This window comes from Pollutimonas bauzanensis, assembly GCF_040393045.1.
GTDB lineage: Bacteria > Pseudomonadota > Gammaproteobacteria > Burkholderiales > Burkholderiaceae_B > Pollutimonas > Pollutimonas bauzanensis_A.
Genome location: NZ_JBEBUX010000030.1, coordinates 1 through 18,765 on the forward strand (window position 1 = coordinate 1; position 18,765 = coordinate 18,765).

Here is an 18,765-nt window from a genome sequence, read left to right on the forward strand (position 1 = left end):
TATAGCGGCGGCACATGGCCGCAAGCAGCCTATCGCCAATGCCCCACCCCAAAGCGGACACGTATTCAAGTCTGCGACGAAGCAGTCCACTGGAACGCTGATTTAGAGTACGTTCTGAGTAAGAACAAGTTTGGGAAGCTGTTCTGCAAGCTTCGAATCACCGTACATGCGTAAGACCTGTGAAATGACGACCTGATAGCCGGCAAGCCACTTGGATTGCTTTTCCTTTGCCTCCCGGTGTTTCGGGTGTGCAACCAGTAGCTGTAAGGCCTCCATAGAATCCCAGTAGTAGACGTTCGAGACCAGTCCACTGCTCGGATTTTCCCACGTCTCCTCCCCAATGTAACCGGGGATAGACTTAGCTAGTGCTGCAATTTCTTCGTCCAGCTTATAAAACTCGTCGTCGAACGTGCCTTTGGCAAAAATGAACGTCGAGGAGTAGATAGATTTTGTGTTTGCCATGATGTTTTTCAGGAAATAGGAATACGGCCATACGCTGAACAACCCTTGGGTTTCAATTTTCTCGCTTGGCAATGGCGACAATCATCCCGAGGGAAAGCATGGTGCCTCCGGATATTCTTGACAGCAACCGTTCTCGCGCAGCTCTGGCTGTGCCCGAGGCGACGAAGCGGCTTGCAGCAACGACTGCCAACAAGTCTACGGCTGTGTTAAGTGCGACGCAGATAGTTCCGAGCACGATAAACTGTGGCACCACGGCATGCTGGGTCGAGATGAATTGCGGAATGAAGGCAAGGAAAAACATCGCTGTCTTGACATTTAACGCTTCGACAATAATCCCATCCCTAAGCGCCTTGCCCGCTCCGGCTCGTTGAATCGCCGGCAACTCCGTAGACTGAGCCCGTGACGCCAGTATCTTGATGCCGAGGTAAATCAGGTAAGCGGCCCCAAGATATTTCACGATTGAGTAGGCAAGCGCTGACTGGGCAAACAGTAGCGATAATCCGAGCGTGGCTGCCAAGACATGCACCATGCCGCCGACGGCCGTACCGATGCAGGATGCGATCCCCTCGGTCTTTCCGCCGGCAACGGTACGAGCAACAACATAGGCAATGCCTGGTCCCGGAGTAATGGCCAGTAGCGTAGCGGTGAGTAAGAAAGTTATGGATGGAAACATGTATCGCTCATGACTTAGTGTCAGCACAGGCCAGCATGGCGTCGCCAATCACACCATCACCTTTGGTCTTCAGTGCATTGCCAGCGCCACGTATGTCGTCAACATCCTTGTTCTGGCTCAGTTTTAACTTGCCTACAAGGCGCGTGATTTCAACCTCCAGTCCCACGATCGCCTTGAGCATTGTGTCAATGAATTCCGTGGGGCTATCCGTCATCTTCCATGGCGTCGGCTGAGATGCTTCGTGGGTTCGAGTCAGTCGGGCAACCATACCACGCACGAAGCGTTCGTCATCACGGATGGTGATGCGTCCATAGGCATGGACCACCATGTAATTCCAGGTAGGCACCTGTTTGTGGAATTCGTGCTTGGATGGATACCAGTTAGGCGAAACATAGGCGTCGGCGACACGGAAGACTACCATCACGTCATCACCGTTAGCTACATCCTGCCATACTGGGTTGGCCCGCGCCACATGGGCAGTCAGCATACCCATCTCACCCTGTTGAGGATCGAGTTCAAAAGGGATATGGTTGGCATCCAGTCCACTTGCGCCATGCGTGACCAGCATTCCAAAAGGATATTGCCTGACTAGGTCATGCAGCACCTCAGTGCGAGGCTCATCGAAATGGGCGGGTATATACATATCAGTTCTCCTAGTCTTGTGCTTCATTATCGTTATTTTCTGGATTACTATATAGATCCACAATTGATCAATTTAACTAGGCCAGAATTCCATGCCAAGACGCCCCCAAGCCGTGGAGTTACCGCCCATTAGCGGATTGGACCGTACTAAAGGGCATCTTGGCCGCCAACTGACACAAGCATTGCGCGACGCGATACGTGCCGGCAGCTTGAAAGCCGGCGACCTTCTACCTTCAAGCCGGCAGCTAGCCAGTTCACTCGGCATCGCACGCGGCACGGTCCTGGAGGCATACGAGCAACTAATCGCCGAGGGGTTTCTCGACTCACGGCCCAGGGCGGGCACACGGGTGGCTTTAGCATTAGCCAGATCGCGGCCACCGGGTAGTGGGTCGCAAAAAAAGGCGATAAACGCCACGTCCATTTCACTTCCAACATCTGCAGCCCCCTTTGCTAAAGTTGCAGAGCAATTCAAGACGCACCCACCGGTACCCTTTGCCGTGTCCGTTCCCATTGGGGCTGCGGCGCCCGATGAAACGTGGAGACGGCTTGGCAATCGCATCCGCGCTCGAGGACCAGGCGCTCCCTCAGGCTATGATGATCCACAAGGCATCAAGGCCCTCCGGGAAGCTGTGGCGGAGTATGTGCGCAGGTCACGTTCGGTGCAGTGCCGTGCTGAACAAGTCATCATTACGACTGGAACCCAGCAAGGGCTGTACATTGCTTGCCAAGTGCTCATAGGCGCGACCGACAAGGTATGGGTCGAAGACCCTGCCTATTGGGGTATCACGAAAATCCTGGAAAGCACAGGTTATCCAGAGCGGATGGTGCGCGTTCCAGTTGACGATGCCGGCATCGACGTTGATGCAGGTATGGCGTTGGCAAAGGATGCGCGTGCCGTATTTGTCACGCCTTCGCATCAGTATCCGCTAGGAATGGCGATGAGTATGGGACGTAGGGACGCACTGCTGGCCTGGGCGCGCAAGAGTGACGCCTGGATCGTTGAAGACGACTACGACAGCGAACTGCGTTACGCCGGCCATCCATTTCCTTCACTACAAGGACTTGCGCCAGATCGCGTGGTCTATCTTGGGACCTTCAGCAAGATCCTGTTTCCATCGTTACGCCTTGGCTATGCAATCGTTCCCGACGCTTTGGTGCCCGCCTTCTGCGGTGCGCGTTTACTGATGGATAGACACACCCCTACCGCCGACCAACACGTTCTCGCCGCTTTCATTAACGAAGGCCATTTGGATCGGCATATCCGACGCATTCGAAGTGTGTACGCTGACCGGAGAAGCTATTTGATAGGCTTGCTCAACAGATGGATTCCCAAGGAGCTTGGATGGCTGCAACCCAGCGATCAGGGCATGCATCTGGTGCTCTGGCTAGGATGCGGCATAGATGACATTCAGCTCGCGTCAAGTGCAATCGACGCTGGGGTTGCTGTGCGTGCCGTGTCGCCAATGTATTCGGCAGGCAATGGCCGCGCAGGGCTGGTTCTGGGTTTAGGTGGCTTTAGTAACGCACAGATGGAGGCAGCTATGCGCATCCTTGCTGCAATCATTAGGTCGATGAATCAGATTGAGCCGCTCACGCAGACGACGTTGTGAAAGCTTGTGACCTGACAGGCACCGAAAGCGCCCCGCTTCTTCCTTTCAATACGGACCGTCATGAGGGAAAAGCTCCCGAATGGCTTGCTGGCCATGAGGCGTCACGCTTACAGCACGACTTTCCGCAGCACGCCGAATCCAACCGTTATCCAGATAACATTGACATATTGCAGCCCCCAGCGCGCCACCAATATGAAGCCGCCTCTCGCTCCAGTCCAGGCAAGGTCGGCAGAACACTCGCCTTGTTCCTCGACTCGATGCGCGATGGCGAGCAGCATCCAAATCCACACCCAGCGACCGCAGAAACCGATCACCCTCATCCGTCAATGCGCCTCCTTCACTCGATAACTCGATTCGACCGGACTTGATCAAGCTGTCAGTCATTTCCACTGCCAACTGGCCTGCCAGGTGGTCGTAACAAGTGCGGGCGTAACGTAGTGCCTTGTCGCGCGGGCCGGTGACCGGCACAGCAGAGCGCAACGGTGCATGCGGCGTATCCTGATCAGTCGTTAGCGCCATGATGCTCTCAATCATGTGGGCGACCGCCGGGGAGGCCAAGCGATGGTAGCGATGTCGCCCTTGACTCTCTCTGACGACCAAGCCTGCATCAACCAGCCGTCCAAGGTGGCCGCTGGCAGTTTGAGGCGCAATGCTAGCGATACGTGCCAACTCCGTGGCGGTCAGCGCACGCCCATCCATCAACGCAATAAGCATGCTGGCGCGGGCAAGATCGCCCATCAATGATGCGGTTTGGGCAATGGCAGATATGCTAACCATGATGACTCCTGGAATAGGCTCCAATTCTAACAACCGTATGCAGCGCAATAGTACGGCCTGCGCCGTAGCATCCGCCACCCAGCATAGCCACAATGTAGCTCATTACCTCTTAACAGAAGCCGACTCTTTTCGGATTCAAGGACGATCTACATGAACCCTCCTCAGATCAACCAAGCGCCGAAGTTTTTTGGCATTTGGGTTGTACGTGCCGCGTTTATCTTGGCTATCCTGGGTTGGGGGGTTGGGTTCTATGGCCCACCGATTTACCTGGCAGAGGTGGCACAGCGAACGAACTGGTCGTTGAGCCTTATTTCACTGGCCGTGACCTTGCACTTTCTTGTCGGTGCGTTGGTGATTGCAAATCTGCCGCGCCTTTATGCAAGGGCCGGCTTACCTGCAACCACGGTAGGCGGCGCCATACTGACTGCTGTCGGCGTCGTCGGCTGGGCAACTGCCCAAGAGCCGTGGCAGTTATTTTTGGCGGCCATGCTCACTGGATCTGGATGGGTAACGATGGGAGCCGTTGCGGTCAACACGATAGTTGCTGTCTGGTACGACAAGAACCGTCCTACGGCTTTAAGCAAAGCGTATAACGGAGCTAGCGTCGGTGGTGTGATTTTCTCGCCATTGTGGGTGGCATTGATAGCCTGGATGGGTTTCACTGGCGCAGCAAGTTTCGTGGGCGTGATTGTAATTGTTGTCGTGCTGCTGCTGGCCTGCTATATCTTCACTAAAACCCCAGAAAGTATCGGGCAGCCGCTCGATGGCGACGATTCAAACACAACGATAAGTCAGCGTCTTGAGCGAAATCGCAGCGAATCGCTACCTGGCGCCGCGCTTTGGCGCAATTGGGCCTTCATTACCTTGTCGGCAGGTATGGCAATCGGCCTCTTTGCACAGATCGGTTTGCTGGCTCATCTCTTTAACCTCTTCTCCCCTGCTGTTGGCGCTCAGCAGATGGGATGGCTCATGGGGCTGGGAACCGCCTGTGCTATTGGCGGCCGCTCCATAGCGGCGCGGGCAGTTCAACGCTTTGGAAACCGACGCAGCGTTGCCGCTGTCGGTTATTTGATTCAAGCTCTTGGTTCAACGACGTTGCTACTCTCTGGCGGAGACAGTATATGGCTCATTACCCTGGGCGTGATGCTGTTTGGTTCAGGTATTGGCAATGCCACCTCTATCCCGCCACTGGTTGCGCAATCGGACTTTGCCCCTGGAGATGTGGCCAGAGTTGTGGCCTTGATTGTGGCAATTGGGCAAGGAACCTATGCTTTTGCGCCCGCATTTTTTGGTCTGCTACAAAGTGATGTCTACGGCGGGCCAGGTGCTATGCAAAGCCTGTTCTTTGCAACAGCCATTGGTATACAGATTCTGGCCGCAGCAGCGTATCTGGCTTACCGGAGGCCTCATATGACTGCTCGTGCGGCTGACACCGCATAGCAAGCCACACTAACAATTGATCTGTGCGAGCTTAGGCGTTACGTAAAAACCGCATCCCCTGGACGAATGTATCTGGAGCGCAAAGCCACGCCACGCTGGTGACGCGCAGTTGTCTCGACATGGGCAATGGGAATAGATTTGGTCGGATTCCACTTTATGGACAGCGATCAAGAAAATGGGGCAGCACCGTCCTGCTGTCTTGCGTAGACCACCAGCCGCAGATGCCTGTCTTCGTCGATCGTCAGCGAGGTATGCTCAAACGATTCGGCATTGCCGTCAACCATCAGCTTACGCACGCCGCTGCAGGGCGCATGCACATCCTGTTCAGCGCAGTACTCATCGTTGGCCACGATACGACCGCGCAAGCTGGCGAATACGCGTCAGCCTTTGTGGCGGGAATGCTCTATAACCTGGGGCGGCCATCTTAGTGTTTGTGCTGTTGACGATGCTGGCTAAAACACAGCGATCAACGAAGTGAATATGGAGAGTAAGCCATGGAGCACCACCGCCTCGCTGTTCCGGAGGTTTGGTGAGCCACGCAGTACGCGCAGGCGTAGATCTCGGTATTTGCACACCACTCGTTAGCTTTAATTGACCGGACAGAGATCACGACATTCCCTATGTTGCATGACTATAGATCAACAGTAATGACTGTCCATTTCTGGCCGATTTCCGCCACTAATTGCCCCAAAGCACATATTCAAAGTCGGCGGCTGGCCTCTAAAACCATCGCGTCATCCTCGTAAATTACGGTTGAACAGCGCAAGCATTGAGTCCCAGCCGCGCTCGGCCGACACCTGATCATAGACAGGGAAATCCGGCATCATCCAGCCATGCGCGGCACCGGGATAGATTTCGGCTAAGTGACGCACGCCGGCTTCAGTTAACGCTGCTTCAAGCCGCTCAGCCATTGCCAGTGGGTAGCTTTCATCATTGTCTGCACCAGCCACATAGAGCTCGGCTTTCAACTTTGGCGCTAAGAGGTGCGGACTGCTCGGCGCGTCGTTAGCGAGATTTCCACCGTGGAAGCTGGCAACCGCCGCGAAATGATCCGAATGAGTGGCTGCCGAGGTAATTGCCATACCCCCACCCATACAAAAACCTACCGCGCCGACCTTATCGCCAGCAACATCTGTGCGTGTGTCGAGATAAGCGAGGAACCCCTCGGTATCCTCTGCCGCCTTAACGTTACCGGTCGTAGCCATGAGCGGGCCTAGTATCGCCCCTACGTCACCTTTGAAAACCTCCTTTGGCACCAACGGTCCGTAGGGGCCATAACGATAGAAAAGGTCCGGCAATAGCACTATGTAGCCTACGTCTGCAAGTCGCTGCGCCATTTCGACTATCGCTGGTCGAATTCCACCAGCATCCGCGTAGAAGATCGTCGCTGGCCAAGGCCCCCTGCCACCAGGCGACATGATATGCGCATGGCATTCCCCGTCGCGAGTTCGGATAGCTACTTGTTCATGGGTCATAAATTTCCCTTGTTATTCTTGATCAGGACGCGCTCTTTCGCGTCAACGACAGCTCCAGGACGATACTTGCCGTTCATCACAGGCAGAAATCCACCCGCATCGTCCCTCGCTTATCTGAAGAGCGGATATTAAGCCGAAACAAAACGGAGTGCGCCCGATGGCAGATGCGACCCCGCTACGCTTTCGTCTTAGGCGCGCTCAGGCTCTTGCTGTAGTAACCCGATTGATCGAAGCAGCAGACTCGCTTTTTACCGGACGCAAGCATCTCGCAGGCATTATCGACCCGGCTTTTTCGAGTCTTGGCCTGCTTTGCAGACTCTATCCAGTGAATCCAGTCAACGCGTGCGATGGTCGTCGTGTCTTCCCAGGTAGCCCTGGCTGCGGGAGACGTCGCAAGCGCTTCTTGCAGGTCATTGGGTAACGGTGGTTCCGGTTCTGGGTCAGCCGGAGAAACTTGAACTTCAACCACGTCTCCAACCAAAGCAGCGGCTGCCTCTTGAAGCTCCTTACTTACCTTAAGCCAGTGACTAAGCTGGCCATCTGGTTCAAGCGTGGCTTGAAAAGGGTGCCCATTAATGGTTCCCTCTACCGACGTCCTGCCACGCCTGGGCAAGGTGTCACTGGCGGCTTTTGGCAATACAAGAAATGCCCATGCGCCGTCGTTGCCAGGCTTCGCCGGACAAAGCAATGTTGTCTTGAATGTAGACACCCCTGTCTTTGCCATCGCAACTAGCCCTCAGGAATCTCGGGCTCTACCAGTTTCGCCAGTTGCGCAAGAGACTCCTGCCAGCCCAAATAGCACATTTCTACAGGAATAGCTTCGGGCACCCCTTCCTGCACGATGGTGAGATCGACTCCGCAGGAAACCTGCCGCAATGAAATGGTGGTGGACATCTGGCCAGGCAGGTTGGGATCGTCGAACCGATCCGAGTAGCGAATCTTTTCGAACGGTACCAGGTCAAGGTACTCGCCGCCAAACGAGTGACTGTTTCCCGTGCCGAAGTTACGGAAGGACATCTTGTAAGCGCCGCCCACTTGGGCGTCTATCTGGTGAACCTGGCAAGTGTAGCCATAGGGTGGAAGCCACTTCGCTAATGCATCGGCTTCCAGGAAAGCGCGATAGACGCGCTCGGGGGTTGCGCGTAAGACGCGGTGGAGATGGACAGTTCCAGTGGTCATGGTGTGTTCGCCTTTCAGTAGAAAATCGAATGTTCTCCTACGATCTACAGCAAGCTCTTTTTTAACACTGAAATTTTCGACCTGGCAAGAATGCTGTCGCAAGACCCAGCAGCGGCATGAATGCACACAAGTGGTATACCCAAACGATGCCACGGCTGTCAGCAAGATTGCCAAGCCCCGCAGCAGCTATCCCGCTGATGCCAAACATAAGACCGAACATGACGCCGGTAATCATGCCTATGCGTCCAGGGACGGCCTCTTGCGCATAGACGACAAGCGCAGCAAATGCCGAGGACATGATCAGGCCGATGGTGATCGCGAGCGCGGCAGTCCAGGCTAGATTGGCGTGGGGCAACATCAACGCGAACGGCGCAGCACCCAGAAAAGATATCCAGATTACCGTCTTGCGCCCTACTCGATCTCCTATAGGCCCGCCAGCGAAGGTGCCCATGGCTACTGCCCCAAGGAAGGCGAACAGATAAAGCTGCGATTGCTGGACGGACAAGTCAAAGCGCTGAATCAGATAGAACGTGAAATAGTTCGTGAACGCGGCAATGTACACAAACTTGGCAAACATCAAAATACCAATGACCACGAGAGCTCGCATTACCTGTCTGCGATTAAGCGCAAGGTGAACATGCTTCCCTGCCGCAACGACGCGCGTCGGGGCGTGATGGATTCTCCAGTTCGTTATTTTCAGCAGCACCCAAATTGCCAGCGCAGCAACCAGCATGAACCATCCGATGGCGCCTTGCCCCCAAGGAATTACGATGACTGCGACCATCAGCGGACCAATTGCCGATCCCGTGTTACCACCCACTTGAAATAATGATTGCGCCGTACCGAAGCGACCGCCAGAGGCCAGCCGCGCAATGCGCGATGCTTCGGGATGGAATGTGGCGGATCCCACACCGACAAGTGCTGCGGAAAAAAGCAGCATCGGATAACTATTGGAAATAGACAACAAACCAACACCAACAAACGTGATCACCATCCCCATAGGCAGCAGATAAGGCTTGGGCCGCTTGTCTGTGTAAAGCCCGATCCACGGTTGAAGCAACGAGGCGGTGATCTGGTAGATCAGCGAGATCCAGCCAATTTGTGTGAAGTTAAGCGAAAACTCCGACTTAAGAATGGGATATACCGACGGCAACACGGCCTGAATCAGGTCATTGAGCAGATGCGCAAACGCGACGCCGCTGACTACCGGCAAGACAAACTTTTGAGGCCCCGTCGACGTGGCTGTTGAAGATACTGATGGAGCCGTTTGAAGCTCGCTCGCGATATTCGCCATAAATAAATTGCTTAACTTAATAGTAGAGGATTGATCTTTTTATGAATCGATAGCTTAGGACTTCCCAGGAAGGTTGTATCGCTATAGGATGACATTATTTGTTGAATTTGGGACATATGAAGCATGAATTGGGTTCGCACTGGCAGGTATAGGGAGTTTCACGATACAAATCGACCTATGGCTGCGATGGAGGCGAACTGGCCAAGTGGAACGTCCACAGGCTGGCACTCTCACCCACGCGGGCAATTGCTGTATGCGATACAGGGTGTCATGGTGGTCCAGCTGGCTGCCGGTTCGTGGGTGGTTCCGCCAAACCGGGCGCTTTGGATTGCTGCGGGTCTTGAACATAACGTGACGATGTCGGGTGATGTGAAAATGCGCACCGTCTACATCGATGCGATTGCGCTAGGGGTATTGCCCGAAAAAGTCTGCGTCATGAATATCTCCGCGTTGCTGCGCGAGCTTATCGTGGCGGCGGTGCGCGTACCATTGGACTACACCGACAACAGCAGACATGGCAGATTAATGCGCCTCATCGTCGACGAATTGCAGACATCTGATATTTTGCCGCTGCACCTTCCGATACCCACAGATTCGCGCCTTAGTTTTATTTGTAGCTCCCTGATTGATCAGCCCGCCGATTCCGCAACTGCGGGCCAGTGGGCTCAGAAGCTGGGCGTGACAGCAAAAACAATACATCGCTTGTTTTTGAAAGAAACCGGAATGACTTTTTCTCAATGGCGCCAGCAAGCAAGACTACTTTTTGCCCTTAGACAAATCGCCAATGGCGAAAAAATAATCGATGTGGCTTTCGATTGCGGCTACGCCAGCCAAAGTGCTTTTAGCGCAATGTTTAAGAGCCATTTTGGTGTATCGCCGTCGGTTTTTTATAGTGCGGCGTCGCAACAGCGTTAAATCGACGCCGGATCACCACGCAGCTTGATTGTGGCCACGATGCGTTCATCTTGCTGATCCAGCGAGAACTCGTATCTGTCGTCATACCTTAATGCCAGTCTGCGGCAAAGGTTGCCCAGTCCTCCGCCCCCTTGGGCCAAATCAAAAGGCGCCTGCAATTGACCGGGATTATCCACCTCGATAATCACTTGATCCTCTACAAGCCGTGCACGAATATTGATCACGAAGGAATCATGTTCAGCACGCATCCCATGTTTAATCGCGTTCTCTACCAAGCCTTGCAGTGTCATGTGAGGGATCTCAATGTTCAGCGTGGCAGGGTCAATCTTGCAATGGCATTCGAGTCGTTTATCAAAACGCAGGGCCAATATGGCTATGTAAGCCTGGGCCGCCTCGATCTCCTCTTCCATACGGCACAGGCCTCGGCCGCGCCGGTCCAGGGAATAGCGCAGATAGCCGGCCAGGCGGCGTGTCATCTCTTCTGCGATTGCAGGCCGCTCGGTGATCTCGGCCACGATGGTATTAAGGGAATTGAACAGAAAATGTGGTTCTACCTGCAACTGCAGATGCTCGAGCTCCAGCCGCAGCGCTCGCGTTTCGGCCTTTACTTTAAAAAAACGCTCGGTCCGTGCTGCCAGTTCGGCAGACACGCCAAAGTAGATCAGGGTCCAGATTGACAGCATCCCCATGTAGTAGATGAAGCCTAGCCTGAACTGGTTCTCCGGGACGAACGGCAGTATTCCGGGCACCAAAAGAAGATGAATGGCATAAGCAATGGTGGCCAACAAGGCTGCCGCAGCGGCACATAACAATACCGCGCAGGAAAGCACCAGAATGGGCGCACGTGGCTTGGGTGGACGGCGCATAAGAAATACTGCTGCAGTACTGGTCAAGGCAAAGGCCAGCGGCTCTACGCTCAGGGTAAGCCAGAAGGCGGCCTCTGGATTACCGAATACCGCCGCCCTGCTGCTAAAGCCAATAAGAGCAAGAAAAAACCAGCCCACTACCTGGGCCCGCCAGAAGCCCGCCGAGGATTCCCCTTGGCTAATTTCCTGGCTGATGGTTGTCACGATCATATTTACCACCCTGTAAATTCTTGCTTGCAATAGGCTAAAGGTATACCGCCAAACGGATAAATCCTATATTCTAAGTAGCCTTATCCAGGAAAAAAAACACATGCCATCCGCCCGTGCTTCCAAGGAAAGAAAATGCTGCGTGCACTAATCGTTGACGATGAAGCGCCTGCTCGGCGTTATCTACGACGTTTGCTGGAAGCCACAGCCAGCGTGCATGTCACCGGCGAAGCTGCCACCATCGAGCAGGCTCGCAGGTTTATCCGCGAAGACCAGCCCGACGCGCTGTTCCTGGATATCGCGCTGACCAGTGGTACGGGATTCGACTTGCTGACCGGCCTGGACCCGATGCCTGCTGTGGTTTTCGTTACGGCACACAATGGCTACGCTACCCTTGCCTTCGATGTCCAGGCTGTCGACTACCTGCTCAAGCCTGTCAGTCCCGAACGGCTTGCCCAAACGCTGGCCCGGTTGCGGCCTCATGCCAGCCTGACGATGCGCACAAAAACAGGCAAGAACTTCATCAAGGTCCAGAACCTGACACATGTGCAAGCGCAAGGAGATTACGTTCTTCTTTGCAGCACCAATCACGAAAACGAACTTATTCATATGCCCCTTAAGCGTCTGGCGGCGCAACTGCCTTCGCCCCCTTTTTGTTTTCTGTCCCGGTCCCTGATCGTCAATCTCGACCACATTTCACATGTGACGGATCGACCCGGCCCCCATACGCAGGTGGAATTCACCACCGGGGTCGCACCGCTGGCACTAGGGCGCGCCGCCACACAACGTCTGCGACGCGCCATGGTGTCGCGCACAAGTTCAGAATGGAACTACCGCCTTTAACGTCACACTGTGGCTACGGATATGCTCGGAGAATTGACCGTCATATTGCAGGCGGAAATCCACTCCCGCCTTATGCGTTAACTCAAGGCCGGCCCCCACCTTGCCAATAACATCATCGAAAGGCAGCGAGGTATTGAAGGAAGCCGTATTCGCCGGGGCGCCACGCAGTCGGGCACTAGATACCCAATCATTCTCAGACAGCAAAGACACGCCCGCGTACATGTAAGGACGTAGCGTCGCGCCGTTCTTCAGTTGCGTGCGGCCGCCAAATTCGATCATCGGCGATAGGCCCACGATGAACTGGTCGCTGCCATCGACTGAAAGTGCCAGCGGATTGGAACCCGACTCCTGGTACGCTGGCATGCGGGTATAGCTGGCATCCAAATCCACGTAGGGCTTGACGTAGAAATTGTCGTAGGCGAAAGTGCGCGCTGCACGCAAGCGAGCATTGAAACCATACACGTCGGGCCGGCTGTCCAGGGTGTCCTGGTAGCCCGCAATGCCAATGTTGCGATCCATGCTGTAGGACCCGTAGCCGCCGCCTAGCGCGGCCGAAAACACCCAGGGGCCCGTTTGCCGCTTCAGCACCACGCCGACATAGCCGCTATCGCCATCGCCCCGCACCCGACCATCCGTGCCACGCACTCGGCTGTTTTCGTATGCGACCGACCCGCCAAGGAACCAGCCAGGACGGATTTCGCGTTGTCCGCCAAACTGGTACGTGTAGGTGTCATAGTCAAAGCCCGAACTACCCTGGCTGTCCTCTTGTTGTGTCCAACGGCCGCCTGCCAGCCCCCAAAAACAATTACGCTCACCAGTCATCGCATCTACACCCGTAAAGGCGGGGCAAGACAGCATAGTGTTAGTGAACTGCCCTAGATTCGCAGCTGATTGCACCGCAGGTGCAGAACCGATGCCAGGCGACAGGTCTGCCACGCTCTCGCGATAGGCGCCGGCGCCCTGCCGTGCGGCCAAGTCCAGTTGCCCGAACAAAGGCGCCAGCGCGGAATTGCCTCCGTGATCCCAAGCTCTTTGCAGATGGTTTGCGATCTGACTCTGGTTCTCGCCCAGACCCATGGTAGCCGCGTTGAAGTCGGCTGACGCAACACGGAGCATAGTCTGCGAACCCGCCTGCCTGGCTTCATAGTCAAAAATGGGGCTATCCACGGCCTGCACCTTACCCTGCAACCCGCCATTCACGGTGAGGACAGTCAGTTCACGATCAGGCAACAAGGCATGGGGCAGGACGTCGACCCATCCTGCCAGGCTGGCGTCACCTTGCACGATCATGTGCGCAGACTTCATCTTGTCGAAATCCACGTCTGCGCGCAGCACGCCGCTGCTGGATTGGTTGAAGTCGCCGGCAACGTCCAAGAGCTGAAAGCCGCCCGGATGACCGCTGATAAGCAGGCCAGCGTTGTTGACGTCAGCCTTGTAGACCACGGCATCGATGGCCACACCGCCTTCTTTGTTGTTGAGTGTGCAGGCCTTGCCACCGTCAGAGGCCGAGCAAACAAGATTCCCTTTAAGCGTGCCGTAATTGTCGACAATCAAGTGGGAACTCACTAACCGATCCTCGCTGTCATAGCGTACGGCCACGTTCGAGAGCGCGCTGACCGAACCGCCCGCATTGATCGTTAAATGGTTGTCACTCGTGCCATCGGCGACCCAGACGCCACTGCCTGTTCCTGAGCCGCCTTGCACAGCGCCATTGACGACCACTTTGACCGGACTCCTGCCGCTGCCGGCGTCACTTTGCGCGAATATGCCGGCAGCGCCAGCGCCGTTGGCCACCACGGAGCCGGATTGCGTAACACTCACCGACCCAGAGTATTCCCGGTTGCTCACACTCCCCGCAAATCCGCCATCTGAACTACCGGCCAGGCCTCCGCCGCCGCCAATGGACTGCGCCACGATGCCGTGTGCATTGGCACCAAAAGTTTGCAAGCTGCCATCGAAAGCGACGCTGACATTCCCCCCGCGGGTGTTGTTAGCGCCGCTTGAGCCAGACGGCCTGGGCGCTGCATAGGCATCCTTGCCATCCAAATGTATTGCCTGAGCCGTATCGCCGACGATACCGCCCCCCCCGCCGATGGACTGAGCAACAATGCCATGCGCGCCGTCGCCTCGTGTCGTTATGCCGCCACTCAGTTCCAAAGCGACATTGCCGCCATACGCCGAAGCGCCATCGTCGGTGCTATTGTTAGCCCCTAGTTTGACCGAACCAACGCCGTCCGCCGAACCGGTGGTCACGATCCCGCCGCCGCCACCGATAGACTGTGCAACGACGCCCATGGCCCTGTGACCATAGGTCTGAATCCATAAATCTGTCGAAGCATTGATGTCGCCACCAAAGGAGTGAGGCGCGCTTGTGCTGACAATGGTGCCTACGGCGCTGTTGCTGCCCGCGTGTAAATCAAACTGCAGCGCCCCTGTATTCTCCGCCGCCGTCGTACTGCCTGCCACGGCGATACCACCTCCGCCCCCGACGGACTGGATCACCAGCCCATAAGCGCTATCGCCATGGGTCGCTATATTGGCGAAGCTGCCACTGCTCACGACGACTTTGCCGCCGTTGCCTCCACGGTTGCCAAAGCCTCCCGCAGAGATCGTGCCGTGCGCACGCGGCGAGCCTGACCCCGCCATGCCCCCACCGCCGCCAATGGATTGCAACACGATCCCCATTGCCGCATACCCCTCAGTACCGAAGCCGTTCCCCCCGTTGCCGTCCAGGAAGGCCGTGATGTCCCCGCCAACGCCGCCAGCGCCGCCGCGCCCGCCCGTCGCCAGCGTCAACTGCGATGACGAAACACTGGAAGAAGCGCTGGACGCACCGCCCACGCCCCCCCCACCGCCTATCGATTGCACCACGACCGCATCGGCATAATCGCCAAAGGTGTTGATATGGCCGCCCAGATCGACGGCATCGCTGCTGCTGCCGATGTTGCCGCCGCTCCCGCCGTCGCCGCCGCTCCCCCCCAAATAGGCATTAAGGTGGTACTCGACACCGGAATCGGCCAGCGGCGCGGGGCGCTCGCCACCATCGTCGCTATCGCCGCCGACTGCGCCGCCCACGCCGCCACCGCCGCCTATGCTTTGCACCAGCAGACCGTCCGCATCGGCGCCATAAGTGGTGATGTTCCCCTTGTTGCTCACATGAATCGTGCCGCCACTGCCACCCCCAGGGCCGCTGCGGCCAATCGACACGCTGGCGCCGACATCCACGCTTTCCGGCTCCGCGCCTGCTCCGCCACCCGCGCTGCCGCTGAAATCAAAGCCGACCTGACCGCCCTGCGACACACCGCCGCCACCGCCGATGGATTGCACGATAGCGCCCCGGGCGCCGTCGCCTACTGTTGCCACCGAGCTACCCGAATCTATCGTCAGATTGGCGGTGCTGCCGCTGCCGCCCGAGCCGCCCGAACCGCCCAGCGCCGTCGTGAAAGAAAAGGAGGTGTCTGTATTGAAAGTATTGCCGGTAGCCGACCCGATGCCGCCGGAACCGCCGCCGCCGCCCACGCTTTGCAGCAGAATCGCGTTGGCGTAATGGCCCGAGGTGGTGATGTGGGAACCTTGCAGAGTATGCGTGGCCGTGCCACCGCTCCCTCCATTACCGCCCGAACCGCCCAGCGATGACTGCACCGTGCCGCCAAAGGATTCCCCCGTCGTGCTGATCACCGTGGAAGTCGCGGATGCACTGCCGCCTATACCCCCGCCACCGCCGATGGACTGCACGACCATACCCTGAGAGTTGTCGCCATATGTTATGACAGAGGCATTAGCCAGCGTGGATGTGGCCGAGCCCCCGCTACCACCGTTACCGGCCGTCCCGCCCAGCGCATAGCTGACTGCCATGCCGAACGACGCTTCCGGGTCAGGTACCGATAGCGTCATCGCCCTGGCCACCGAGTCCCCGCCCGCGCCGCCGCCACCACCTATCGATTGCACGACCACGCCGTTCGCGTCGCCATCCAATGCACCCTTGGCGTTGGTGGTGATGGTAGCGTTGGACACATTGACAGTTGCCGCGCTGCCGGCGCCACCGGAATCGCCCGAACCACCCACGGCTACCGCCATAGAGAAACCGACGCCGGCGCTAAAGGCAGAGGCGGCGCCGCCCGAACCCCCACCACCGCCGATGGATTGCGCAATAAGGCCGTGGGCATGGTCGCCGTCGGTCCGCACCCCATAGCCGTTGACCTCTATCGTCGCCTTGCCTCCATTGCCGCCGCCTTTGCCCGAACCGCCGATTACGGCCACGCCATTGGCGCCGCCACCGTCGCCGCCACCGCCGCCGATAGACTGGCCCAGCATGCCGAAGGCGCCCGAGCCATGCGTCTGCAGTATGTTCCCCGACTGCTTGAGGTGCACCTCGCCGCCCGCCGCGCCAGTACCGCCGTCGCCGCCCACCGCGCTAATGCCGGCGCCAGTACCGCCTGTACCGCCCCCGCCACTGATGGACTGCCCCACGATACCGTGCGATGACGTGCCGTATGTTGTAATCGCCGAGAGACTATCTATCGAGACAAGCCCGCTGGCGCCGCCGTTGCCGCCGTTGTTGCCGGGCTGATAGATCCAATCGAAGCTGTATCCCGTATTGCCGCCAATACCGCCCATGGATTGACCCAGAATGCCAATCGAATTGTCGCCTCGGGTCAGGATGGCGCCGCCAGCCTCTGTTGTCGAGGCGTTACCGGTGGCCACAGTGATAGCCCCGCCGCTGCCACCGGCACCGGCCTCGTTCGATGTGAAATCGATAATGCCGCCGCTGCTGCTATGTCCGCCTCCACTACCTCCGTAACTGCGGGCAACGATACCGTGGGACTGTGCACCGTCGGTCGAAATGTTGGCGCCGTCGCGCATATGCACGGCAGCTGCGCCTCCCGCACCGCCGCTACCCCCGTCGCTGTCATTCCGGCCGGCGCCGCCAGTACCGCCCCAAAGTGCCAGATTGACGCCTGGCAGATAATCACCCTGAGTCGTTATCGACGAACCGTTGTTCAACTGAATATTGACCAGGACATTGTTCTGGGAACTCGGCGTCGTGCCCCCGTTTCCGGCCGGTGCGCCGCTGAGCACCTCGTCGGTTGAACCAGCCCCCCCGTTGCCACCCTGGCCTATCATGACGATGCCGCCGGACAATGACGACAGGTTCGCGGGTTCAGGAGCGGAATCGCTGATTACCGTCACTTTCCCGCTATTGCTGATCTGCATCTGGCCGAACCCGCCCCCATCGCCGCCGTTGTCGCTGCCATCGTTGGAGGAATATCCATTACCTCCCTGGGTCAGCATGTAAAGCCCCCGCACGCCTTGGGCAAGATTCGAACCATTGGCAAGCACCTGCACGGTGCCGCTGTTTTGGAAGACCGAAGCTGCACCCTGGTGAGCGCTGCCGCCTTTACCAGTGGATGCGCCACCATTGCTGCCTATCGATTCAGCAGCAATCCCCCAGGCATACTTGCCCGCATTGCTGGAAGACAGGTCAACTGTCCCCCGGTTGATGATATTGACGATACCGCTGCCCCCCCCATCACCTCCCTTTTGATTGCCTGTACCAAACACAGAGCTGTCCTGTTGGCCTCCGTCCTTGCCTATCGACGCGCCATAGATGCCAACGCCGCCATACGGCATTCCTTGCACGCCAATGCTGCCGCTGTTGTCGATGCTGACAAATCCCCCAGCGCCACCTTGACCGCCATCCGCCCCGTCCATCCCGCCATCTGCATTACCCCCCTTACCGCCCACAGATACGCCAGAGATGCCAAACATCGCACCCGTGTCATCCCAAATGCCCGGCGCGCTGCCCGTTGTGCCAGAAGTGGGCGCGTGGGTCGCCGACAAATGCCCCTCGCTGTGGTTGGTAATGTGAATCGTGCCACCCACGCCTCCCAGGTAACCATTGCCCGTACTGGAGCTCGAACTTGGACCCGTGCCATCTTCTCCTCTGAGGCGCACCGTGATCGGCGTATCGGGGCCAAGCGTCGCGCTGTTGATGACGGTATAGTTGCCGCCCGAATTACCGTCGTGCAGGCCGTCGGTGTCGTTAATAAAATCAACAACAATCTGCATGCCTGAGCCGCCCTGGTCTTGTGTGACGGTACACGTCACCGCCGTAGAAGAGCTTCCCGCCGGGCAATTAACCGCCGCCAAGGCCGGTTGCACCATCAATATACTTATGACTGTCATCGTCGTTTTCATCTCAAGCCCTTTATGCGACAGCATGGACCCGCAACACCCTTGGCCAGTCTGTCTTTTTCACCAGAATGGCCAGTTTTTATCATTTATCGACAAAGCGTTGCTGAGTTTTTCGACGAAGCTGCAATTTTTGTCGACGAAAATACGATCTCGAGGAATGGGCCTGAACGTTGATCAGAAATCCGGT

Annotated in this window: 15 protein-coding genes; 5 read left to right on the forward strand and 10 right to left on the reverse strand. The window is 57.1% G+C overall.

The window, feature by feature from the left end; translation table 11 throughout:
• Positions 1-102: 102 nt before the first annotated feature.
• The 3 genes from ABWO67_RS06715 to ABWO67_RS06725 all read right to left on the reverse strand — a co-directional run bounded on the left by ABWO67_RS06715 (position 103) and on the right by ABWO67_RS06725 (position 1,778).
• Positions 103-444 carry an antibiotic biosynthesis monooxygenase family protein gene (locus tag ABWO67_RS06715; protein ID WP_353149424.1) on the reverse strand — a complete coding sequence of 114 codons (342 nt, stop codon included), beginning with the start codon at positions 442-444 and terminating at the stop codon, positions 103-105.
• Between the two features lie 70 nt (positions 445-514).
• Positions 515-1,135 carry a LysE family translocator gene (locus ABWO67_RS06720; protein WP_353149339.1) on the reverse strand — a complete coding sequence of 207 codons (621 nt, stop codon included), beginning with the start codon at positions 1,133-1,135 and terminating at the stop codon, positions 515-517.
• Between the two features lie 7 nt (positions 1,136-1,142).
• Entirely contained in the window at positions 1,143-1,778 is a 636-nt protein-coding gene (locus tag ABWO67_RS06725) for an FMN-binding negative transcriptional regulator (RefSeq protein WP_353149342.1), read from the reverse strand.
• Between the two features lie 91 nt (positions 1,779-1,869).
• On the opposite strand from ABWO67_RS06725, the gene pdxR reads away from it, so the two are divergent.
• Positions 1,870-3,387: a MocR-like pyridoxine biosynthesis transcription factor PdxR gene (gene pdxR, locus ABWO67_RS06730; protein WP_353149345.1), complete on the forward strand. Its 1,518-nt coding sequence runs from the start codon at positions 1,870-1,872 to the stop codon at positions 3,385-3,387.
• A gap of 45 nt (positions 3,388-3,432) precedes the next feature.
• Here the strand turns inward: pdxR and ABWO67_RS06735 are convergent, their stop codons facing one another.
• Positions 3,433-4,164: an ArsR/SmtB family transcription factor gene (locus ABWO67_RS06735; RefSeq protein ID WP_353149347.1), complete on the reverse strand. Its 732-nt coding sequence runs from the start codon at positions 4,162-4,164 to the stop codon at positions 3,433-3,435.
• Positions 4,165-4,314: 150 nt separating this feature from the next.
• Here ABWO67_RS06735 and ABWO67_RS06740 point away from each other — a divergent pair, with 150 nt between their 5' ends.
• Positions 4,315-5,604 carry an MFS transporter gene (locus ABWO67_RS06740; RefSeq protein WP_353149350.1) on the forward strand — a complete coding sequence of 430 codons (1,290 nt, stop codon included), beginning with the start codon at positions 4,315-4,317 and terminating at the stop codon, positions 5,602-5,604.
• A gap of 251 nt (positions 5,605-5,855) precedes the next feature.
• Entirely contained in the window at positions 5,856-6,032 is a 177-nt protein-coding gene (locus ABWO67_RS06745; protein WP_353149353.1) for a hypothetical protein, read from the forward strand.
• 306 nt (positions 6,033-6,338) lie between these two features.
• Here ABWO67_RS06745 and ABWO67_RS06750 read toward each other — a convergent pair whose 3' ends face one another.
• The 4 genes from ABWO67_RS06750 to ABWO67_RS06765 form a co-directional block, all read right to left on the reverse strand.
• On the reverse strand, positions 6,339-7,079 hold the full coding sequence (locus ABWO67_RS06750; protein ID WP_353149356.1) for a dienelactone hydrolase family protein: 741 nt from the start codon (positions 7,077-7,079) through the stop codon (positions 6,339-6,341).
• 175 nt (positions 7,080-7,254) lie between these two features.
• Complete coding sequence (locus ABWO67_RS06755; protein WP_353149359.1) at positions 7,255-7,803, reverse strand: YdeI/OmpD-associated family protein; 549 nt, start codon at positions 7,801-7,803, stop codon at positions 7,255-7,257.
• 5 nt (positions 7,804-7,808) lie between these two features.
• A complete protein-coding gene (locus ABWO67_RS06760) occupies positions 7,809-8,258 on the reverse strand; it encodes an SRPBCC family protein (protein WP_353149362.1) in 450 nt (149 codons plus the stop codon).
• Between the two features lie 61 nt (positions 8,259-8,319).
• On the reverse strand, positions 8,320-9,552 hold the full coding sequence (locus ABWO67_RS06765) for an MFS transporter (protein ID WP_353149365.1): 1,233 nt from the start codon (positions 9,550-9,552) through the stop codon (positions 8,320-8,322).
• Between the two features lie 123 nt (positions 9,553-9,675).
• On the opposite strand from ABWO67_RS06765, the gene ABWO67_RS19320 reads away from it, so the two are divergent.
• Positions 9,676-10,467 carry an AraC family transcriptional regulator gene (locus tag ABWO67_RS19320; protein ID WP_502929979.1) on the forward strand — a complete coding sequence of 264 codons (792 nt, stop codon included), beginning with the start codon at positions 9,676-9,678 and terminating at the stop codon, positions 10,465-10,467.
• Here ABWO67_RS19320 and ABWO67_RS06780 read toward each other — a convergent pair.
• On the reverse strand, positions 10,464-11,543 hold the full coding sequence (locus ABWO67_RS06780; protein ID WP_353149368.1) for a sensor histidine kinase: 1,080 nt from the start codon (positions 11,541-11,543) through the stop codon (positions 10,464-10,466). The genes ABWO67_RS19320 and ABWO67_RS06780 overlap by 4 nt on opposite strands.
• Positions 11,544-11,675: 132 nt before the next feature.
• Here ABWO67_RS06780 and ABWO67_RS06785 point away from each other — a divergent pair, with 132 nt between their 5' ends.
• The gene (locus ABWO67_RS06785; protein ID WP_353149371.1) at positions 11,676-12,383 is read left to right on the forward strand and encodes a LytR/AlgR family response regulator transcription factor; all 708 of its coding nucleotides are present in this window, start codon (positions 11,676-11,678) and stop codon (positions 12,381-12,383) included.
• Here the strand turns inward: ABWO67_RS06785 and ABWO67_RS06790 are convergent.
• Complete coding sequence (locus tag ABWO67_RS06790) at positions 12,360-18,569, reverse strand: autotransporter outer membrane beta-barrel domain-containing protein (RefSeq protein ID WP_353149374.1); 6,210 nt, start codon at positions 18,567-18,569, stop codon at positions 12,360-12,362. The genes ABWO67_RS06785 and ABWO67_RS06790 overlap by 24 nt on opposite strands.
• Positions 18,570-18,765: the final 196 nt, after the last annotated feature.

Excerpts from the sequence above, each read along its gene's own strand:
- ABWO67_RS06720 (WP_353149339.1), bottom strand. The coding sequence starts at position 1,135 with ATGTTTCCATCCATAACTTTCTTACTCACCGCTACGCTACTGGCCATT.
- ABWO67_RS06725 (WP_353149342.1), bottom strand. The coding sequence starts at position 1,778 with ATGTATATACCCGCCCATTTCGATGAGCCTCGCACTGAGGTGCTGCAT.
- pdxR (WP_353149345.1), top strand. The coding sequence starts at position 1,870 with ATGCCAAGACGCCCCCAAGCCGTGGAGTTACCGCCCATTAGCGGATTG.
- ABWO67_RS06735 (WP_353149347.1), bottom strand. The coding sequence starts at position 4,164 with ATGGTTAGCATATCTGCCATTGCCCAAACCGCATCATTGATGGGCGAT.
- ABWO67_RS06740 (WP_353149350.1), top strand. The coding sequence starts at position 4,315 with ATGAACCCTCCTCAGATCAACCAAGCGCCGAAGTTTTTTGGCATTTGG.
- ABWO67_RS06745 (WP_353149353.1), top strand. The coding sequence starts at position 5,856 with ATGCTCAAACGATTCGGCATTGCCGTCAACCATCAGCTTACGCACGCC.
- ABWO67_RS06750 (WP_353149356.1), bottom strand. The coding sequence starts at position 7,079 with ATGACCCATGAACAAGTAGCTATCCGAACTCGCGACGGGGAATGCCAT.
- ABWO67_RS06755 (WP_353149359.1), bottom strand. The coding sequence starts at position 7,803 with ATGGCAAAGACAGGGGTGTCTACATTCAAGACAACATTGCTTTGTCCG.
- ABWO67_RS06760 (WP_353149362.1), bottom strand. The coding sequence starts at position 8,258 with ATGACCACTGGAACTGTCCATCTCCACCGCGTCTTACGCGCAACCCCC.
- ABWO67_RS06765 (WP_353149365.1), bottom strand. The coding sequence starts at position 9,552 with ATGGCGAATATCGCGAGCGAGCTTCAAACGGCTCCATCAGTATCTTCA.
- ABWO67_RS19320 (WP_502929979.1), top strand. The coding sequence starts at position 9,676 with ATGAATTGGGTTCGCACTGGCAGGTATAGGGAGTTTCACGATACAAAT.
- ABWO67_RS06780 (WP_353149368.1), bottom strand. The coding sequence starts at position 11,543 with ATGATCGTGACAACCATCAGCCAGGAAATTAGCCAAGGGGAATCCTCG.
- ABWO67_RS06785 (WP_353149371.1), top strand. The coding sequence starts at position 11,676 with ATGCTGCGTGCACTAATCGTTGACGATGAAGCGCCTGCTCGGCGTTAT.
- ABWO67_RS06790 (WP_353149374.1), bottom strand. The coding sequence starts at position 18,569 with ATGACAGTCATAAGTATATTGATGGTGCAACCGGCCTTGGCGGCGGTT.